The organism is Brevundimonas sp. PAMC22021 (assembly GCF_019443405.1).
Classification (GTDB): domain Bacteria; phylum Pseudomonadota; class Alphaproteobacteria; order Caulobacterales; family Caulobacteraceae; genus Brevundimonas.
The window spans coordinates 2,226,149-2,241,150 of the sequence record NZ_CP080376.1; the positions used below are offsets into that span (position 1 = coordinate 2,226,149).

13 protein-coding genes are annotated in these 15,002 nt (G+C 69.0%); 5 read left to right on the plus strand and 8 right to left on the minus strand.

Annotated elements, in window-relative coordinates; translation table 11 throughout:
- The first annotated feature begins 5 nt into the window (after positions 1-5).
- The gene (locus KY493_RS11015; protein ID WP_219896386.1) at positions 6-353 is read left to right on the plus strand and encodes a DUF1428 domain-containing protein; all 348 of its coding nucleotides are present in this window, start codon (positions 6-8) and stop codon (positions 351-353) included.
- Positions 354-521: 168 nt separating this feature from the next.
- Here KY493_RS11015 and glyS read toward each other — a convergent pair whose 3' ends face one another.
- The 6 genes from glyS to KY493_RS11045 form a co-directional block, all read right to left on the minus strand.
- A complete protein-coding gene (gene glyS, locus KY493_RS11020; RefSeq protein ID WP_219896387.1) occupies positions 522-2,729 on the minus strand; it encodes a glycine--tRNA ligase subunit beta in 2,208 nt (735 codons plus the stop codon).
- Positions 2,729-3,622, minus strand: a complete 894-nt coding sequence (locus KY493_RS11025) for a glycine--tRNA ligase subunit alpha (RefSeq protein ID WP_219896388.1) — start codon at positions 3,620-3,622, stop codon at positions 2,729-2,731. Before KY493_RS11025 ends, glyS begins: the two co-directional genes overlap by 1 nt.
- An 85-nt stretch (positions 3,623-3,707) precedes the next feature.
- Entirely contained in the window at positions 3,708-4,217 is a 510-nt protein-coding gene (locus tag KY493_RS11030; RefSeq protein WP_219896389.1) for a hypothetical protein, read from the minus strand.
- Between the two features lie 198 nt (positions 4,218-4,415).
- Positions 4,416-5,288 carry a 4-(cytidine 5'-diphospho)-2-C-methyl-D-erythritol kinase gene (locus KY493_RS11035; RefSeq protein ID WP_219896390.1) on the minus strand — a complete coding sequence of 291 codons (873 nt, stop codon included), beginning with the start codon at positions 5,286-5,288 and terminating at the stop codon, positions 4,416-4,418.
- A gap of 14 nt (positions 5,289-5,302) precedes the next feature.
- Positions 5,303-7,171: a tetratricopeptide repeat protein gene (locus KY493_RS11040; RefSeq protein WP_219896391.1), complete on the minus strand. Its 1,869-nt coding sequence runs from the start codon at positions 7,169-7,171 to the stop codon at positions 5,303-5,305.
- 71 nt (positions 7,172-7,242) lie between these two features.
- Entirely contained in the window at positions 7,243-8,910 is a 1,668-nt protein-coding gene (locus KY493_RS11045; RefSeq protein ID WP_255568137.1) for an electron transfer flavoprotein-ubiquinone oxidoreductase, read from the minus strand.
- 196 nt (positions 8,911-9,106) lie between these two features.
- On the opposite strand from KY493_RS11045, the gene KY493_RS11050 reads away from it, so the two are divergent.
- Together KY493_RS11050 and KY493_RS11055 are read left to right on the plus strand one after the other, a co-directional pair.
- Positions 9,107-9,925, plus strand: coding sequence for a uracil-DNA glycosylase (locus tag KY493_RS11050; protein ID WP_219896393.1), 819 nt, complete (start codon positions 9,107-9,109; stop codon positions 9,923-9,925).
- A gap of 91 nt (positions 9,926-10,016) precedes the next feature.
- Positions 10,017-11,720 carry a lytic transglycosylase domain-containing protein gene (locus KY493_RS11055; RefSeq protein WP_219896394.1) on the plus strand — a complete coding sequence of 568 codons (1,704 nt, stop codon included), beginning with the start codon at positions 10,017-10,019 and terminating at the stop codon, positions 11,718-11,720.
- Between the two features lie 206 nt (positions 11,721-11,926).
- Here the strand turns inward: KY493_RS11055 and KY493_RS11060 are convergent, their stop codons facing one another.
- On the minus strand, positions 11,927-12,586 hold the full coding sequence (locus tag KY493_RS11060; protein ID WP_219896395.1) for a glutathione S-transferase family protein: 660 nt from the start codon (positions 12,584-12,586) through the stop codon (positions 11,927-11,929).
- Between the two features lie 96 nt (positions 12,587-12,682).
- Here KY493_RS11060 and purB point away from each other — a divergent pair, with 96 nt between their 5' ends.
- Both purB and KY493_RS11070 read left to right on the plus strand, forming a co-directional pair.
- Entirely contained in the window at positions 12,683-13,984 is a 1,302-nt protein-coding gene (purB, locus tag KY493_RS11065) for an adenylosuccinate lyase (RefSeq protein ID WP_219896396.1), read from the plus strand.
- Entirely contained in the window at positions 13,981-14,478 is a 498-nt protein-coding gene (locus KY493_RS11070; RefSeq protein ID WP_219896397.1) for a DNA-deoxyinosine glycosylase, read from the plus strand. Before purB ends, KY493_RS11070 begins: the two co-directional genes overlap by 4 nt.
- Positions 14,479-14,661: 183 nt before the next feature.
- Here the strand turns inward: KY493_RS11070 and KY493_RS11075 are convergent, their stop codons facing one another.
- The gene (locus tag KY493_RS11075; protein WP_219896398.1) at positions 14,662-14,985 is read right to left on the minus strand and encodes a DUF1476 domain-containing protein; all 324 of its coding nucleotides are present in this window, start codon (positions 14,983-14,985) and stop codon (positions 14,662-14,664) included.
- Positions 14,986-15,002: the final 17 nt, after the last annotated feature.

A 15,002-nucleotide genomic window follows, 5' to 3' on the forward strand; every position in this document is an offset into this window, starting at 1 on the left:
CGACCATGACCTACATCAGCGGCTTCGTGACGCCGGTGAAGCCTGAGAACAAGGACGCCTATATCGAGTCCGCACGCATGGCCTGGCCCCTGTTCCAGGAGTTCGGGGCTCTGGCGATGAACGAAGGTTGGGGCGACAACACGCCCGACGGCAAGGTCACCGACTTCCGCCGCGCGGTCCAGGCCGAGGACGGCGAGATCGTGGTCTTCTCCTGGGTGGTCTGGCCAGACAAGGCCACCGCCGACGCGGCCGAAGGCAAGATGATGAGCGATCCCCGCATGGAAAATCTGCCCATGCCCTTCGATGGCAAGCGCATGATCTACGGCGGCTTCCAGACCGTGTTCGAGGCCTGAGACGCAGAGAGCCCTCTCCCGCTCGCGGGAGAGGTGGCCCGTCGATCGCGCAGCGATCCAGGGTCGGTGAGGGGAGTCTTCTTAAGCCGAAGACTTCCCCCCATCGTCGCTGCTCTCGCTGCGCTCGAGGACGCGACACTTCCCCCTTAGGGGGAAGATCGCCTGCGCCTAGCCCGCGATCTGGCCGAAGTCGGCGACCCGACCCATCACGTTGCGCACCTGGCCCAGCAGCTTCAGCCGGTTGTCGCGCTCGGCCGCCACGTCCGAGTTGACCATGACCTGATCGAAGAAGGCGTCCACCGGCGCCCGCAGCCGCGCCAGCGCCGTCATGGCGGCGGCGAAGTCCTCGCCGTCCAGCGCGAGGTCCACCGCCGTCCGCGCCGCCCCGACCGCAAAAGCCAGCGTCGTCTCCGCCTCGGGCTGGCCGGGCAGGCCCGTCTGCACCATGCCGGTCGGGAGCTCGCCTTTCTTGGCCTCGGCCCGCAGGATGTTGGTCGCCCGCTTGTAGCCCGCCAACAGGTTCGCCCCGTCGTCCGTCGCCAGAAACGCCGACAGCGCCTCAACGCGCCGCACAATGCGGACGAGGTCATCGTCGCCCAGCGCGAACACGGCATCCACCAGGTCGTGACGCTGGCCCTGATCGCGGAGGAGGACTTTCAGGCGATCGAGGATGAATAAGCCCAAGTCAGTCCAGTAGGAATGCTCCCACTCGACTGGTGCAACATCGTTGACAGTCGATCTCTCTAGCGCTTGCCGCGCCTTATCCGCCACAGTGACCAGACCATCTTCGTTCGGTGTAACGGTAAAGCCGAAAGCCGCCATGGACGCGGCTAGGTTGGGAATGATGCTGCCCGCACGGCCAAGAAGCTGAGCAGATAAGCGCCGGCCCTGATGTACGAACAGGCGGTTTAGCGGCAACCGCAGTTCGGCTGTCAGGACTTGGCGTGCAACGCCTAAGGCTGCACGACGTAGCGCGAACGGATCCTTAGACCCCGTAGGCTTCTCAGAGATGTACCAGAAGCTGACCAAGGTATCGATTTTGTCGGCAAGGGCCACCGCCACCGTCACCGGCGCCGTCGGCACCGTGTCGTTCGGCCCCTGCGGCTTGTAGTGGTCGCGCACGGCGTCGGCGATGGCGTCTGGCTGCCCGGCTAGGCGCGCGTAGTAGCCGCCCATGATCCCCTGCAGTTCCGGGAACTCGCCCACCATGCCAGAGGCCAGGTCCGCCTTGGCCAGACGCGCCGCCGTCTCGGCCTGATCCGGATCGGCGCCGACCAGCGGCGCAATCTCGCGCGCCAGGGCCGCGATCCGCTCCACCCGTTCGGCCAGGGTTCCCAGCTTGGCGTGGAAGGTCACGCCCTCCAGCTTCTTCGACCAGGCGTCGAAACCGACCTTCTGGTCCTCGTCCCAGAAGAAGCGGGCGTCGTTCAGCCGCGCCGACAGCACCCGCGCATTGCCTGCCGCCAAGGCTCGCCCGCCGTCCGACGCCTCGACATTGGCCACCACCACGAAGTGCGGCGCGAGACCTTCGCGCGCCGGATCGCGCACGGCGAAATACTTCTGGTGCACCTTCATCGACAGGCGCACCACCTCGGGCGGCAGCGACAGGAACTGCGGGTCCATGTCGCCCAGGATCGGCGTCGGCCATTCGGCCAGGCCCGCCACCTCGTCCAGCAGGCCGTCATCATCGACCAGGCTCAGCCCCCGCGCCGCGCAGACGGCCTTGGCCTGTTCAAGGATACGCAAGCGTCGATCCGCCGCGTCCAGCAGCACGTATTCGGCCTCCAGCTTCCGGCGATAGCTGGCGAAGTCGCTGGCCGCGAACGGCGCGCCCGAGCCCAGGAAGCGGTGGCCCTCGGTCACGGCGTCCGAGCGGATGCCCTCGACTTCGAACGGGACCACCGCCCCGTCGAAGATGCACAGGATGCGCTTGATCGGCCGCACCCAGCGCAGGGTTCCCGTTCCCCACCGCATCGACTTGGGCCAGGGAAAGTTGCGCACCACCGCATCGACCATCTCGGCCACGACTTCGGGCGTGCTGCGTCCCTGTTGGCTGATCTGCGCGAACCAGACCCCGTCGCGCTCGACCAGCTGACCGGCCGTCAGGCCGGTCTTGCGCAGGAAGCCGTCCAGCGCCTGCTGCGGCGCGGAGGTCTTGGGTCCCTTCAGCTCCTCGTTGCGGTCCGGCGTCGCCGCCGGCAGGCCGTCGATCACCAGCGTCAGCCGGCGCGGCCCCGCATAGGTCGTAAGCGCCTCCCACGTCAGGCCGGCCGCGCGCAGTCGCTCGGACGCCATCCGCTCCAGGTCGCGCGCCGCGCCTTGTTGCATGCGCGCGGGGATCTCTTCCGAGAAGATTTCAAGCAGAAGTTCGGGCATCAGGCGCTCGCGCGTTCAGATTCAACCTGGGCGAGGGCGCAGGCTTTGCACAGGTCGCGAATGCGGCCGATGTAGCTTTGCCGCTCCGCCACCGCGATGGCCCCGCGCGCGTCCATCAGGTTGAACAGGTGCGAGGCCTTCAACACCTGATCGTACGCCGGCAGCACCAGCGCCTGACCCTGCGGCCCCGTCATGGCGAGCAGCCGCCTGCTCTCGGCCTCCATGTCCTCGAACCGGCGCTTCAGCCCATCGACGTCATAGCCGTGGAAGTTCGCCTCCGACTGCTGGCGCTCGTTCTCCAGGAACACCTCGCCGTAGGTGGTCCCTTCCTTGGTGAACTTCAGGTCGTAGACGTTGTCCACGCCCTGCACATACATGGCCAGGCGCTCGAGCCCATAGGTCAGCTCGCCCGAGACTACGTCCACCTCGATGCCGCCGACGCCCTGGAAATAGGTGAACTGCGTCACTTCCATCCCGTCGCACCACACCTCCCAGCCCAGACCCCAGGCCCCCACCGTCGGGTTCTCCCAGTCGTCCTCGACAAAGCGGATGTCGTGCAGCTTGGGATCGATCCCGATCGCCTCCAACGAGCCGAGATACAGCGCCTGCAGATTGTCCGGGTTCGGCTTCAGGATGACTTGATACTGGTAGTAATGCTGCAGCCGGTTGGGGTTTTCGCCATAGCGGCCATCGCCGGGGCGGCGGCTGGGCTGGACATAGGCGGCCTTCCAGGGCTTGGAGCCCAGCGCGCGCAGCACGGTCGCCGGGTGCAGGGTGCCCGCCCCCACCTCGATGTCGTACGGCTGCAGGATGGCGCAGCCCTGGTCGCCCCAATAGCGGTGAAGCGTCAGGATCAGGTCCTGAAACGCGAGCGGTTCGGCGGGAGCGGTCAAGGCGTGTCCGGGAGGTGCAAAAAAGACGGCGGACCATAGGGCCCGCCGCCTTCATCATCAACACGCCTCCGGATGGAGGGCCGGCTTAGGCGCTGGGCGGCGTGGTGTCGCCTTCCGGTTCGCCATCCGCCGGATCGGGGGCGGAGGTCGGCGAGGTCGTGGCTGGGTCGCCGTCCGCATCGTCGTCGGCGTCCGGATCGACCTGGCCGTCCGTCGGGTTGGAGACCGGCGGCGAGGCGGTGGTGGTCACGTCGTCCGTCGGCTGTCCGTTCGGGGCGGTATAGGGCGGCGTCTCGCTGCCCGGCTGGCCCGGAGCGGCCGGCGGCGGCGTCACTTCCGGATCGGTCGGCGACGGCTGGGCGTCATCGTCGGCGTCGTCCGTCGGATCGGTCGGCTGCGTCCACTGGTTCGGCTGGGCGGGCGCGGGCGTCGGGCTGATGTCCGGCTGGTCCAGCGGCGTGGTCGACTGGGTGTTGGGCGTGGTCTGCTCGCCGGCCGGCGGGCTGGCCGGTGCGGTCTGGTCCTGGGCTAGGGCGGCGGGGGCGATCAGCAGGGCGGCGGCGGTGGTCGCGGCCAGGATTTGCTTGCGGGTCATAAAGGCATCCTTTCGGTTGACGGGAGGCCGCATCGGGGGAGCCGCGGCCTGTTCCACCTTGGGGAACTGCCGGACTCAAGGCCTCAGGATCGGCCGGGTTCCAGGATCGTGAAACGATTTGAAACACTCGTGATGATCATGGCGTAGCGGTGTTCGCATCGCCTCAACCTGCACCGAAAAGCCGACAAATCGCCGGATTCAGACGGCCTCGGCATTCAGAAGGCCCGCTTCGGTCCACCAGGCCGGATGACTAACGCAAAGCCATTGCGCCGCGCGCTCGGCGTCCTCGGCGGTGTCAAACAGGCCGAACACGGTGGCGCCTGAGCCCGACATCCGCGCCAGGCGCACGTTCGGCGCCGCCCGCATCGCTTCGAGCGCCTGGCCGGTCCCCGACGTCAACGACAAGGCCGGCGCCTCCAGGTCATTGCGCTGGCGAGCCAGCCAGTCGATCACGGCGCTTCGGCTCCAGTCGTCCGGCGCAGCCGGCCGATCCGCCTCAGCCGCCGGGTTCGCGTCATAGGCGCGGTAGACCGCGCCCGTCGGCGACGGCAGGCGCGGGTTCAGCAGCACCACGGGCAGGGACGGCAGGCGCGGCTCGTCCGTCAGCGCCTCTCCCCGGCCGCCGGCCCAGGCCGTGCGCGCGCGCAGGCACATCGGCCCGTCGGCGCCGACCACGTCCGCGATCCGCTCCAGCCTCGTCTCGTTCATGTTTAGCGACAGCACCCGCGCCGCCAGCCGCAGGGCCGCGCCCGCGTCCGACGACCCGCCGCCCAGCCCGGCCGCGATCGGCAGTCGCTTGTCCAGAACGATGCGCAGGGGCGGCTCTCCGACGCCAGCCGCCTCACCCAGCGCCCGCACCGCGCGCACGATCAGGTTGTCGTCGCCCGCCAGCCCCTCGGCGAACGGCCCGGCAACCTCCAGCGTCAGCCGGTTCGACGGCTCCACCGTCACCCCATCGCCGATGTCGGCGAAGGCGACCAGGCTTTCCAGCGGATGATAGCCGGCCGCGTCCACCGGTCCCACATGCAGGAACAGGTTGATCTTGGCCGGCGCCAGGGCGGTCAGGCGCATCGATCCGCCGACGACTACTGCGACACGCCCACCGACATGGCGGACCCGTCAGGCAATCCGCGCTCCAGCTTGACCTCGACGCCGGCGCGACGTTCGTCCTCGGGCTCTAGCGTCAGCACGCGTTCCCACTGCCATTCCGCCTCGCGCTGGCGCCCGACGCGCCAATAGGCGTCGCCAAGATGATCCACGATCTCGGCGTTGGCCGGCTCCTTGGCCACCGCCTGCTCGAGCGTGGCGACCGCCTCGTCGAACCGGCCCTGGCGGAATTGGGCCCAGCCCAGCGAGTCCTGAATGTTGCCGTTGCGGGGATCGGCGGCGTGGGCGCGCGCGATCAGGGCGGCCCCCTCCTCGACCCGCAAGCCCTTGTCGACCCACAGATAGCCCAGGTAGTTCAGCATATTGGCGTCGTTCGGCGCGGCCTGCAGCGCGGCCCACAGCTCAGCCTCCGCTTCCGGGATGCGCCCCAGCGACTCATAGGCCGCGCCCCGGATGAAGTGCACCTGCGCGCCCTGCTCGGCCGTGTTCAGCACCGGACCGTTCAGGATGGCCAGCGCCTCGTCATAGCGTTCGGCCTGGGCCAGCTGCCCAGCCAGCACCAGGGCGATGCGGGGATCGGACGGCGCGGCGGCGGCGGCGCGACGCAGCTCTTCCAGCGCGTCCTCGGGCCGGCCGTCCTCGTCCAGCGAGATGGCCAGCTGGGTCCGGGCGTTGGCGTACAGAACCGGGTCTTCGGTCCCGACCTGCGACCAGGCGGTGCGCGCCTGATCCTTCAGGCCCGCCCGCGTCAGGACCTGCGCCAGCCGCGTCTCGCCCTGCGCATCGCGGTGCAGGTTCAGCGCCAGCCGCAGATAGACGGCGGCGAACTCGTGCCCGCCTTCGGCCGAGGCCTGCGCCGCCGCGGCCGACAGGGCTTCGGCCGCACCTTCCATCAGGGTCGGCATAGCGGGCGCACGCCCCCTTGCCTCGACCCGCTCCAGCGCCCGGGCGAGCGGGAGGTCCAGCTCGTTGGCCCGGGCCGCCGTTTCATACAGGGCGCGCGCCTCATCGCGCCGGCCGCGCCGTTCCAGGAACTCGCCATAGGGACGGCGGAACACCGGGCCGGTGATGGCGCCCTCGGTCAGGGATTTCAGTTCGGCCTCGGCGTCCTCGTAGCGACGACGGCGCTCCAGCAGCAGCGCGCGGTTCTGGCGCACAAAGGCGGTGGTCGCCGGATCCGCCCCTTCCGGCGGCGGGACCAGGGCGCGTTCCCAGTCGTCGGCCGCCGCCGCGATCCACGGCGAGATCAGCAGCGCCGCACGCGCATGCGGCGAGGCGATCGGCTCGGCGGCGAGACTGGCGTTGGCCGCGCGGGCGTCGCCTCCCGCAAAGGTCTGCACCACCTGCACCAGCCGGCCGCCCTGGACCATGGCGGGCGAGCCTTCGCTCGGCGCGACGCTGGCGGCCACGCCGAGGTCCCCGGTCAGCAGGGCCGAGGTAAAGGCCTGTTCGCGCACCCGGGGCTGTTCGGGCACAAGCGCATTGGCTTCTGCGAGGTAGCGCGCGCCGAGTTCCCCCTCTCCGTCCACCACCGCCGCCTTGCCGGCCAGATACAGGCCATAGGCGCTGCGATCCGCCGCATCGGTCGGCGCCGGCGCCCACTCGGCCGGGAGGGCGGGCTCGGCCGGCGTCGCCTCCGCATCCTCGCTCTCCGCATCGGGATCGGGCGCGGGCGCGTCGTCCGGCGTGTTGTCCGGCGTCGGCTCCTCGCCAGAGGCGGGATTTTCGGCGGGCGGGGTCTCGATCGGAGGCGTCTGGACGGGCGCCGGCTCCTGCGCCCCTGCGCCTGTCGCGGCCAGCGACAGCAGAAGGGCGGAACACAACAGGCGGGCGCGAAGGGTCGACATGCGCGGACCCTTCACGTTTTGCCCGGCCGCCGCAAGGGCCGCCGCACGGCCGGCCTCACATGTTCGGAGAGTTACATGTTCGGATAGTTCGGGCCGCCGCCGCCCTCCGGCGTGGTCCAGACGATATTCTGCGACGGATCCTTGATGTCGCAGGTTTTGCAGTGGACGCAGTTCTGGGCGTTGATGACGAAGCGCGGATCGGCCTTGTTGGCCTCGTCCTGATAGACGACCTCGTACACCCCGGCGGGGCAGTACAGGCGCGCGGGCTCTCCGTATTTCGGCAGGTTGATCCGGATCGGGATCGACGGATCGATCAGCTTCAGGTGCGCCGGCTGCTCCTCCGCGTGATTGGTGTTGGAGATGAACACGCTGGACAGCTTGTCGAAGCTGAGGACGCCATCCGGCTTGGGGTAGGCGATGGGCTTGTGCCTGGACGCCTCTTCCGTCGCCGCCGCGTCGGTCTTGCCGTGCTTGAGCGTGCCCAGCGGCGACCAACCGCCGGTCAGGTGGTTGATCCACATGTCGGCCATGCCGATCGCCCCGCCCATCATGGTGCCGAACCTGGACAGGATCGGCTTGGCGTTCCGGACGATCTTCAGCTCGCGCGCGACCCAGCTGCTTTCGTAGGCCGTCTGGTAGGCCTCCAGCCGGTCGCCCTCGCGCCCGGCCACGACGGCGTCATAGGCGGCGTCGGCGGCCATCATGCCAGTCTTCATCGCATTGTGGCTGCCCTTGATGCGCGGCACGTTGACGAAGCCGGCGGCGCAGCCGATCAGCACTCCGCCCGGGAAGCTCAGCTTCGGCACCGACTGATAGCCGCCCTCGCTAATCGCCCGCGCGCCATAGGAGACGCGCGTTCCGCCCTCCAGATGCTCGGCCACGGCTGGATGGTGCTTGAACCGCTGGAACTCGTCGAACGGCGACAGGAACGGGTTCTTGTAGTTCAGGTGCACCACAAAGCCGATCGCCACATAGCGGTCGCCGAAGTGATACAGGAACGAGCCGCCGCCGGTCTTATCGTCCAGCGGCCATCCGGTGGTGTGCTGCACCAGGCCCGGCCGGTGCTTTTCGGCCGGGACCTGCCAAAGCTCCTTCAGGCCGATGCCGAACTTCTGCGGTTCGGCTGTGTCGCAAAGGTTGTGGCGGGCCATGATGGTCTTGGCCAGCGAGCCGCGCACGCCCTCGGCGATGAAGACGTATTTGCCGTGCAGCTCGATGCCGGGCTGAAAGTCGCCGGTCGGCTGGCCATGCTTGTCGATGCCGAACACGCCGGCGACGACGCCCTTCACCCGCCCTGCCCCGTCTCCAGGCGCTTCGTCATAGACGACGTGGCTGGCGGCCATGCCAGGATAGACTTCGACGCCCAGGCCTTCCGCCTGTTCGCCCAGCCAGCGCGAGACGTTGGCCAGCGAGGCGATATAGCAGCCGTCGTTGTGCATGAACGGCGGCAGGGCGAACATCGGCAGGGACGCCTGGCCATGCGGCCCCAGCACCAGGAAGCTGTCCTTGGTGACCGGCGTCTCCAGCGGCGCGCCGCGTTCCTTCCAGTCCGGGAACAGCTCGTTCAGCGCCTTGGGGTCGATCACCGCGCCCGACAGGATGTGCCCGCCCAGTTCGGCCGACTTCTCCAGCACCGCCACGGTGATCTCGCGCCCGTCCTTTTCGGCGCGCTGCTTCAGCCGGATGGCGGCCGACAGGCCGGCCGGGCCGCCGCCGACGATCACCACGTCGTATTCCATGACCTCGCGCTCGACGCCGGCCAGCGCCTCCAGCGGGGGCAGATTGTCGATGATCGCTTCCTGGCGCGCGTCCGTCGCGCCGCCCTCGATCGTGTCCTCGGCCATGCCTGTCCTTCTTTTCCCGACTGCGGGAATGGTTTGGTTGCTTATCGGAAGGTGACGCGACGGCGGTCAAGGCTTATCCCTGCCGCGGTCCATGAACGCGCAACCTCACGACACGGCCGCCGTCGAAAGCCTGCTCGCCTTTTGGCGCGATGCGGGGGTGGACGCCTGCTATCTCGATGCGCCGGTGGACCACACCCATGTCGAGCTGCCGCCGCCCGCCAAGGCGGTGCAAAGGGCCACCGCTTCGGTCGCCCCGCCGCCGTGCCGCGACGATGCGGCGCAGGAAGCCCGCGCCCTCGCCGCCTCCGCCGCCACGCTTCAGGATCTCGCCGCCGCCATCGCCGCCTTCGAGGGCTGCACCCTGCGCGGCCTCGGCGCGACCCAGTCGGTGTTCGCGCGCGGAAACCCCAACGCTCCCGTTCTTGTGATCGGCGAGGCGCCGGGCGCCGAAGAGGACCTGAAGGGCCAGCCTTTCGTCGGCAAGGCCGGGCAGCTGCTGGACCGGATGCTGGCGGCGGCGGGTCTGACGGACAAGGTCTTCATCACCAACACCGTCTTCTGGCGCCCGCCCGGCAACCGCACGCCCAGCCCGCAGGAACAGGCCGCCTGCACTCCGTTCGTCGAGCGAACCTTTGCGCTTCTGAAGCCCAAAGCCGTGCTGCTGCTGGGCGCGGCGGCTGCGCGCTCCGTACTGCAGACCGAGGACGGGATCATGAAGATGCGCGGCCAATGGCGCGAATGGCGGCTGAACGAAGGCGCGGTCTCGGCCCCCGCCATGCCGACGCTGCACCCGGCCTTTCTGCTGCGCCAGCCGCAGGCCAAGCGTCAGGTCTGGGCCGATCTGCTGGCGCTGTCGGTTCGCCTGGAAGGCGAAAGCCATCTTTCCGCCGGGATTGAAGGTAAACGCTGATTACGGCATGTTTCGCCGCTGACGACCGATCGCCATACGAACGCGCCGCCTGATCGAGACGGGCAGGCGCGACGCCAACGAGGGGGCCGCTATGCTCAAGTTCCGCCGCGCGCTTGTCGCGTCGACGTTCGCCTTTGCCCTGTCCGCCGCCGGCGCGGCCATGGCGGAGGGCGTCCCCTACGAAGGATCGGGCGAGGGCTCCGGCCTTGTGGAAGGAATGTCCGGATCGGGCGTGGGTTCCATGCGCCCCACGGCGCTGAGCTCGGCGGACCGCATCAGCTACACCACCGCCTTTGACGCCCTGCGGCGCGGCGACCTGGAAGCCGCCCGGGCCTCGGCCAGTCAGGCGCAGGATCGCGTGCTGATGGGCCAGGTCGAATTCGAGCGCCTGTTCCACCGCGATCACTCGGCCACCTACGAGGAGCTGGTCGGCTGGCTGAACGCCTACGCCGACCTGCCGTGCGCCAGCCGCGTCTACAATCTCGCCCTGAAGCGCCAGCCCGACGGCGCCGCCGAGCCGCCGCGTCCGGCGGGCTTTGGCCGCACCTGGAACAGCCTGGTCACCGCCGTGTCCGGCGACGACGGCGTTGATCCCGACAAGATCGCCCGCATCGCCTACAACAACGACGACCTGTCCGGCGCGGTGCAGGCCGGCCAGTCGATCGGCGACTGGTGGACGGTGGGCTTGGCGTCCTGGCGCCTAAACGACTTCCAGGCGTCCTTCGGCGCCTTTGAGCGCGTGGCGCTGGACCCGACCGAGGATCCGTGGGTGCGCGCCGGCGCCGCCGTCTGGACCGCACGCGCCGCCGCCCGGACCGGCCGTCAGGACCGCATTGCCGAATACCTGCGTCTCGCCGCGCGCTGGCCCGCCACCTTCTATGGCCAGATCGCGCTGCGCCAGCTGGGCGAAGAGCCCGCCGTCGAGAACCAGGGTCCTCGCCCCTACGACGCGGTGCTGCAGCAGGCCTCGTTCCAGCAGGCCGAGCCGCTGGGCGTCGAGCCCGCCGCCCTGTCGACCTTTTTGCAGGGCGACGCCCGCGCCCGCCGGACCCTGGCCTTCTACGAAGTCGGTCGCCGCGACGACGCCCGCAGCGAACTGCGCCACGGCCTGCGCACCGCCGCCGGCGACACCGCCCAGAAGATGTGGGGCGCGCTGGCCCGCATGATGTCGCCGGGCGGCTCAGGCGGCGACGCCGGCCGCATCGACGCCGTCCACTATCCCACGCCCGTGCTGGAGCCCGAAGGCGGTTTCACCATCGACCGCGCCCTGGTCTACGCCCTGGCCCGCAAGGAAACCGGCTTCGACGCCGGCGCGCGCTCTGGCGCCGGCGCCTATGGCATCATGCAGGTGATGCCGACCACCGCCGCCGAGATGACCGGCGACCGGGGCTTCGTGTCCGAGCCGTCGCGCCTGCTCGACCCGGCCGTGAACATGAAGCTGGGTCAGGCCTACATCCAGCGCATGTTGCAGCTGAACGCCTTCCAGGGAGACATCCTGCGCGCCGTCGCCTCCTACAACGCCGGCCCAGGCCCGATGCTGGCGGCGCTGCGCAAACTGGGCGGCGACGCCGATCCCTTGCTGCTGATCGAGACCATCGACGTGCCGCAGGCGCGCGACTACGTCGAAAAGGTCATGGCGTCCTACTGGATCTACCAGCGCCTGCTGGGCGGGCCGCTGAAGACATTGGACGCGGTGGCCTCGGGCGCTTCGCTGATTCCGGCCGCGCTGGACTATGTTCCGCCCGCGCCGCAGACGCTGAACATCGCCCTGATCCGCACGGCGGCCGTTCAGTAGGCCCGCCTAGAACAGCACGCTGAGCAGCAGGCTCCAGAAACACAGGCTGACGCCCAGCGCCAGGCCATAGCCCGCGACGGGGTTCAGCAGCCGATCGACTGGCGCGTCTGTGTTTTCCACGGCCTGAACCCGCATATCGCCCTCCGCCTCGCCTTCGACTGACATCGGATAACGGCGTGCGGTTAAGCGCGCGTCGGCGAGAGTGGTTAAGCCTTTGCGGCGTCCTCCATCGCCTCCGCCTCCCATTGCAGGAAGTCGGGCTGGGCCAGCAGGGTATCCCCATACGCCTGCGCTGTGCCGTCGTCGCCATGCGCGACAAGGTCGATCTCGAAGTGCCGGATGCGTGCTGCGACCGGAGTGAAGAAGGCGTCCGGGATCGACCATTCGCCGAACAGATGCGGCCCGCCTGCGCCGAAGCGCGCCCGCATCTCGCGCCACAGGCTGACCAGCCGGCGCACGTCCTTTTCCAGCCCCGCGTCCTGGGGCGCGGGCGAGCGGCTGTCGCCGACCATCGGGTGATCCGGGCCCATGCCGCACACCGTGCGCAGGCTCGAGAACCCGCCATGCATCTCGCACGCCGCCGACCGCGCCAGCCAACGCGCATGCGCATCGCGCGGCCACAGCGGCGCCTCGGGGTGACGCTCCGCCGCCCAGACGCAGATGGCCATCGAATCCCAGATCGTCTCGCCGTCCACTTTCAGCGCGGGCACGAAGCCGGAGGGCGAATGTTCGGCGATCCGCTCGGCCGTGTCCGGCGCGTTCAGCCGCACCACGATCTCCTCGAACGCGGCGCCGCATCGTTTCAGCACCAGCCATGGCCGGAGCGACCAAGTGGAATAGGCCTTGTTTCCGATGACCAGCTGCACGGCGCGCCTCCTCTGCTGACCGGTTCGTGCCCTGCGTCGGCTTTCCGGGCAAGCTCGCCTTGACTCCACCCCGCCCGCGACCGACACGACGCGTCCATGATCACGCGCTATTCCCGCCCCGACGCCGTCGCCATCTGGTCGCAGGAGACCAAGTACAAGATCTGGTTCGAGATCGAGGCGCACGCCGCGACCCGAATGGCCGAGCTGGGCGTGATCCCGCGCGAAGCCGCCGAGGCCATCTGGGCCAAGGGCAAGGACGCCACGTTCGACGCCGACCGCATCGACGAGATCGAGCGCACCACCAAGCACGACGTCATCGCCTTCCTGACCCACGTCGCCGAGATCGTCGGCGAAGAGGCCCGCTTCCTGCACCAGGGCATGACGTCCTCGGACGTGCTGGACACCTGTTTCGCCGTGCAGCTGGCGCGCTCCACCGACCTCTTGCTGGGCGGGGTCGACCGCGTGCTGGCCGCGCTCGAGACCCGCGCCAAGGAGCACAAACATACGCCCACGGTGGGCCGCAGCCACGGCATCCACGCCGAGCCCGTGACCTTTGGTCTGAAGCTCGCCGGCTACCACGCCGAGTTCCAGCGCGCCCGTCGCCGCCTGGTCACCGCGCGTGAGGAGATCGCCACCTGCGCCATCTCGGGCGCTGTCGGCACCTTCGCCAACGTCGATCCCCAGGTCGAAGCCTATGTCGCCGAAAAGATGGGCCTGCAGGTCGAGCCGGTCTCGACCCAGGTGATCCCGCGTGACCGGCACGCGGCCTACTTCGCCGCGCTGGGCGTCGTCGCCTCCTCCATCGAGCGGCTGGCGACCGAAATCCGCCACCTCCAGCGCACCGAGGTGCTGGAAGCCGAAGAGTTCTTCGACAAGGGGCAAAAGGGCTCCTCGGCCATGCCGCACAAGCGCAATCCGATCCTGACCGAGAACCTGACCGGCCTGGCGCGTCTGGTGCGCTCGTCGGTGGTTCCGGCGATGGAGAACGTCGCCCTGTGGCACGAGCGGGACATCAGCCACTCCTCGGTCGAGCGCGGCATCGGCCCGGACGCCACCATCCACCTCGACTTCGCCCTTCACCGCCTGGCCGGCGTGATCGAGCGGCTGAACATCTATCCCGACAACATGCTGAAGAACCTGGACCGCCTGGGCGGCCTTGTCTTCTCCCAGCGCGTCATGCTGGCCCTGACCCAGGCCGGCGTGTCGCGCGAGGACGCCTATGCGGCGGTGCAGGAGAACGCCATGAAGGTCTGGCGCGGCGAGGGCGCCTTTATCGACTTCCTCAAGGCCGATCCCCGGGTCACCCTGCCCGGCGACCAGCTCGAGGCCCTGTTCGACCTCGGCTATCACACCAAGAACATCGACGTGATCTTCGACCGGGTGTTCGGCGTCGCGTGAGCGACACGCGCCGCATTAGCTTCCCTCCGGTCGTTGACGCCGAAACCCGCCTGCTGATCCTGGGCAGCCTGCCGGGCGACGCTTCTCTGAAGGCCGCGCAGTACTACGCCCATCCCCGCAATGGTTTCTGGCCGCTGATCGGCGGCGTGCTGGGCGAGGACCTCGTTTCCCTGACCTACGAGCAGCGGCTGGCCAGGCTGCTCGCGCGCGGCGTAGGCCTGTGGGACGTGATCGCCTCGGCGGAACGGGCCGGCAGTCTGGACGCCGCCATCCGCTCGCCCGAAGCCGCCGATCTGCGTGGCCTGGTCGCCGGCCTGCCGCAACTGCGCGCCATCGGCTTCAACGGCGGCCTTTCCGCCCGCATGGGCCGGCGCGTTCTGGCGCCGCTGAACGGCGTCGCGCTGATCGACCTGCCGTCATCCAGCCCTGCGCACGTTCGTCCGCTCGTAGAAAAGGCGCGGGCCTGGGCGGTGCTGAAATCGGCGTTTGACTGAGCCCGAAGAAAATTCGCCTCCTGCGATTTTTCTCGGAAACCAAAGTCAGGCGCCCGTGTTCTCAAGGGGCGCGAGACGCAAACATGCCGGGTGAGACATCCCCCCAACGTCCCCGGCTAAAAGAAGGGGCCGCACTTTCCCCCGGGTGCGGCCCTTTCGACTTTCTGGATTCAGCTTCGAGCCTTATTCGCCTGCGCGGATCTGCTCGCGCGCGATGGACATCAGCTCGTCCATCTTGGACCGGATCTCGCCTTCCGACACCGTCAGGCCCGAGCCCTTGAAGTCGCCGGCGACCTTGCGGAACACGTCTTCCTCGCCCGGCTGCTCGAAGTCGGCGCGCACGACGGCGCTGGCGTACTGATCGGCGCTTTCCGGCGACAGGCCCATCTTGTCGGCCGCCCATAGACCCAGCGACTTGTTGCGGCGGGCGACGGCCTTGAATTCCTGTTCCTGATCGAGGGCGTACTTGGCCTCAAAGCCCTTTTCCCGATCGTCGAAGGTCGTCATCTAGGTCCGCAAAGCTC

Bases quoted from the DNA above. Each gene is read 5' to 3' on its own strand.
- KY493_RS11015 (WP_219896386.1), top strand. From the start codon at position 6: ATGACCTACATCAGCGGCTTCGTGACGCCGGTGAAGCCTGAGAACAAG.
- glyS (WP_219896387.1), bottom strand. From the start codon at position 2,729: ATGCCCGAACTTCTGCTTGAAATCTTCTCGGAAGAGATCCCCGCGCGC.
- KY493_RS11030 (WP_219896389.1), bottom strand. From the start codon at position 4,217: ATGACCCGCAAGCAAATCCTGGCCGCGACCACCGCCGCCGCCCTGCTG.
- KY493_RS11035 (WP_219896390.1), bottom strand. From the start codon at position 5,288: ATGCGCCTGACCGCCCTGGCGCCGGCCAAGATCAACCTGTTCCTGCAT.
- KY493_RS11040 (WP_219896391.1), bottom strand. From the start codon at position 7,171: ATGTCGACCCTTCGCGCCCGCCTGTTGTGTTCCGCCCTTCTGCTGTCG.
- KY493_RS11045 (WP_255568137.1), bottom strand. From the start codon at position 8,910: ATGGAATACGACGTGGTGATCGTCGGCGGCGGCCCGGCCGGCCTGTCG.
- KY493_RS11050 (WP_219896393.1), top strand. From the start codon at position 9,107: ATGAACGCGCAACCTCACGACACGGCCGCCGTCGAAAGCCTGCTCGCC.
- KY493_RS11055 (WP_219896394.1), top strand. From the start codon at position 10,017: ATGCTCAAGTTCCGCCGCGCGCTTGTCGCGTCGACGTTCGCCTTTGCC.
- purB (WP_219896396.1), top strand. From the start codon at position 12,683: ATGATCACGCGCTATTCCCGCCCCGACGCCGTCGCCATCTGGTCGCAG.
- KY493_RS11075 (WP_219896398.1), bottom strand. From the start codon at position 14,985: ATGACGACCTTCGACGATCGGGAAAAGGGCTTTGAGGCCAAGTACGCC.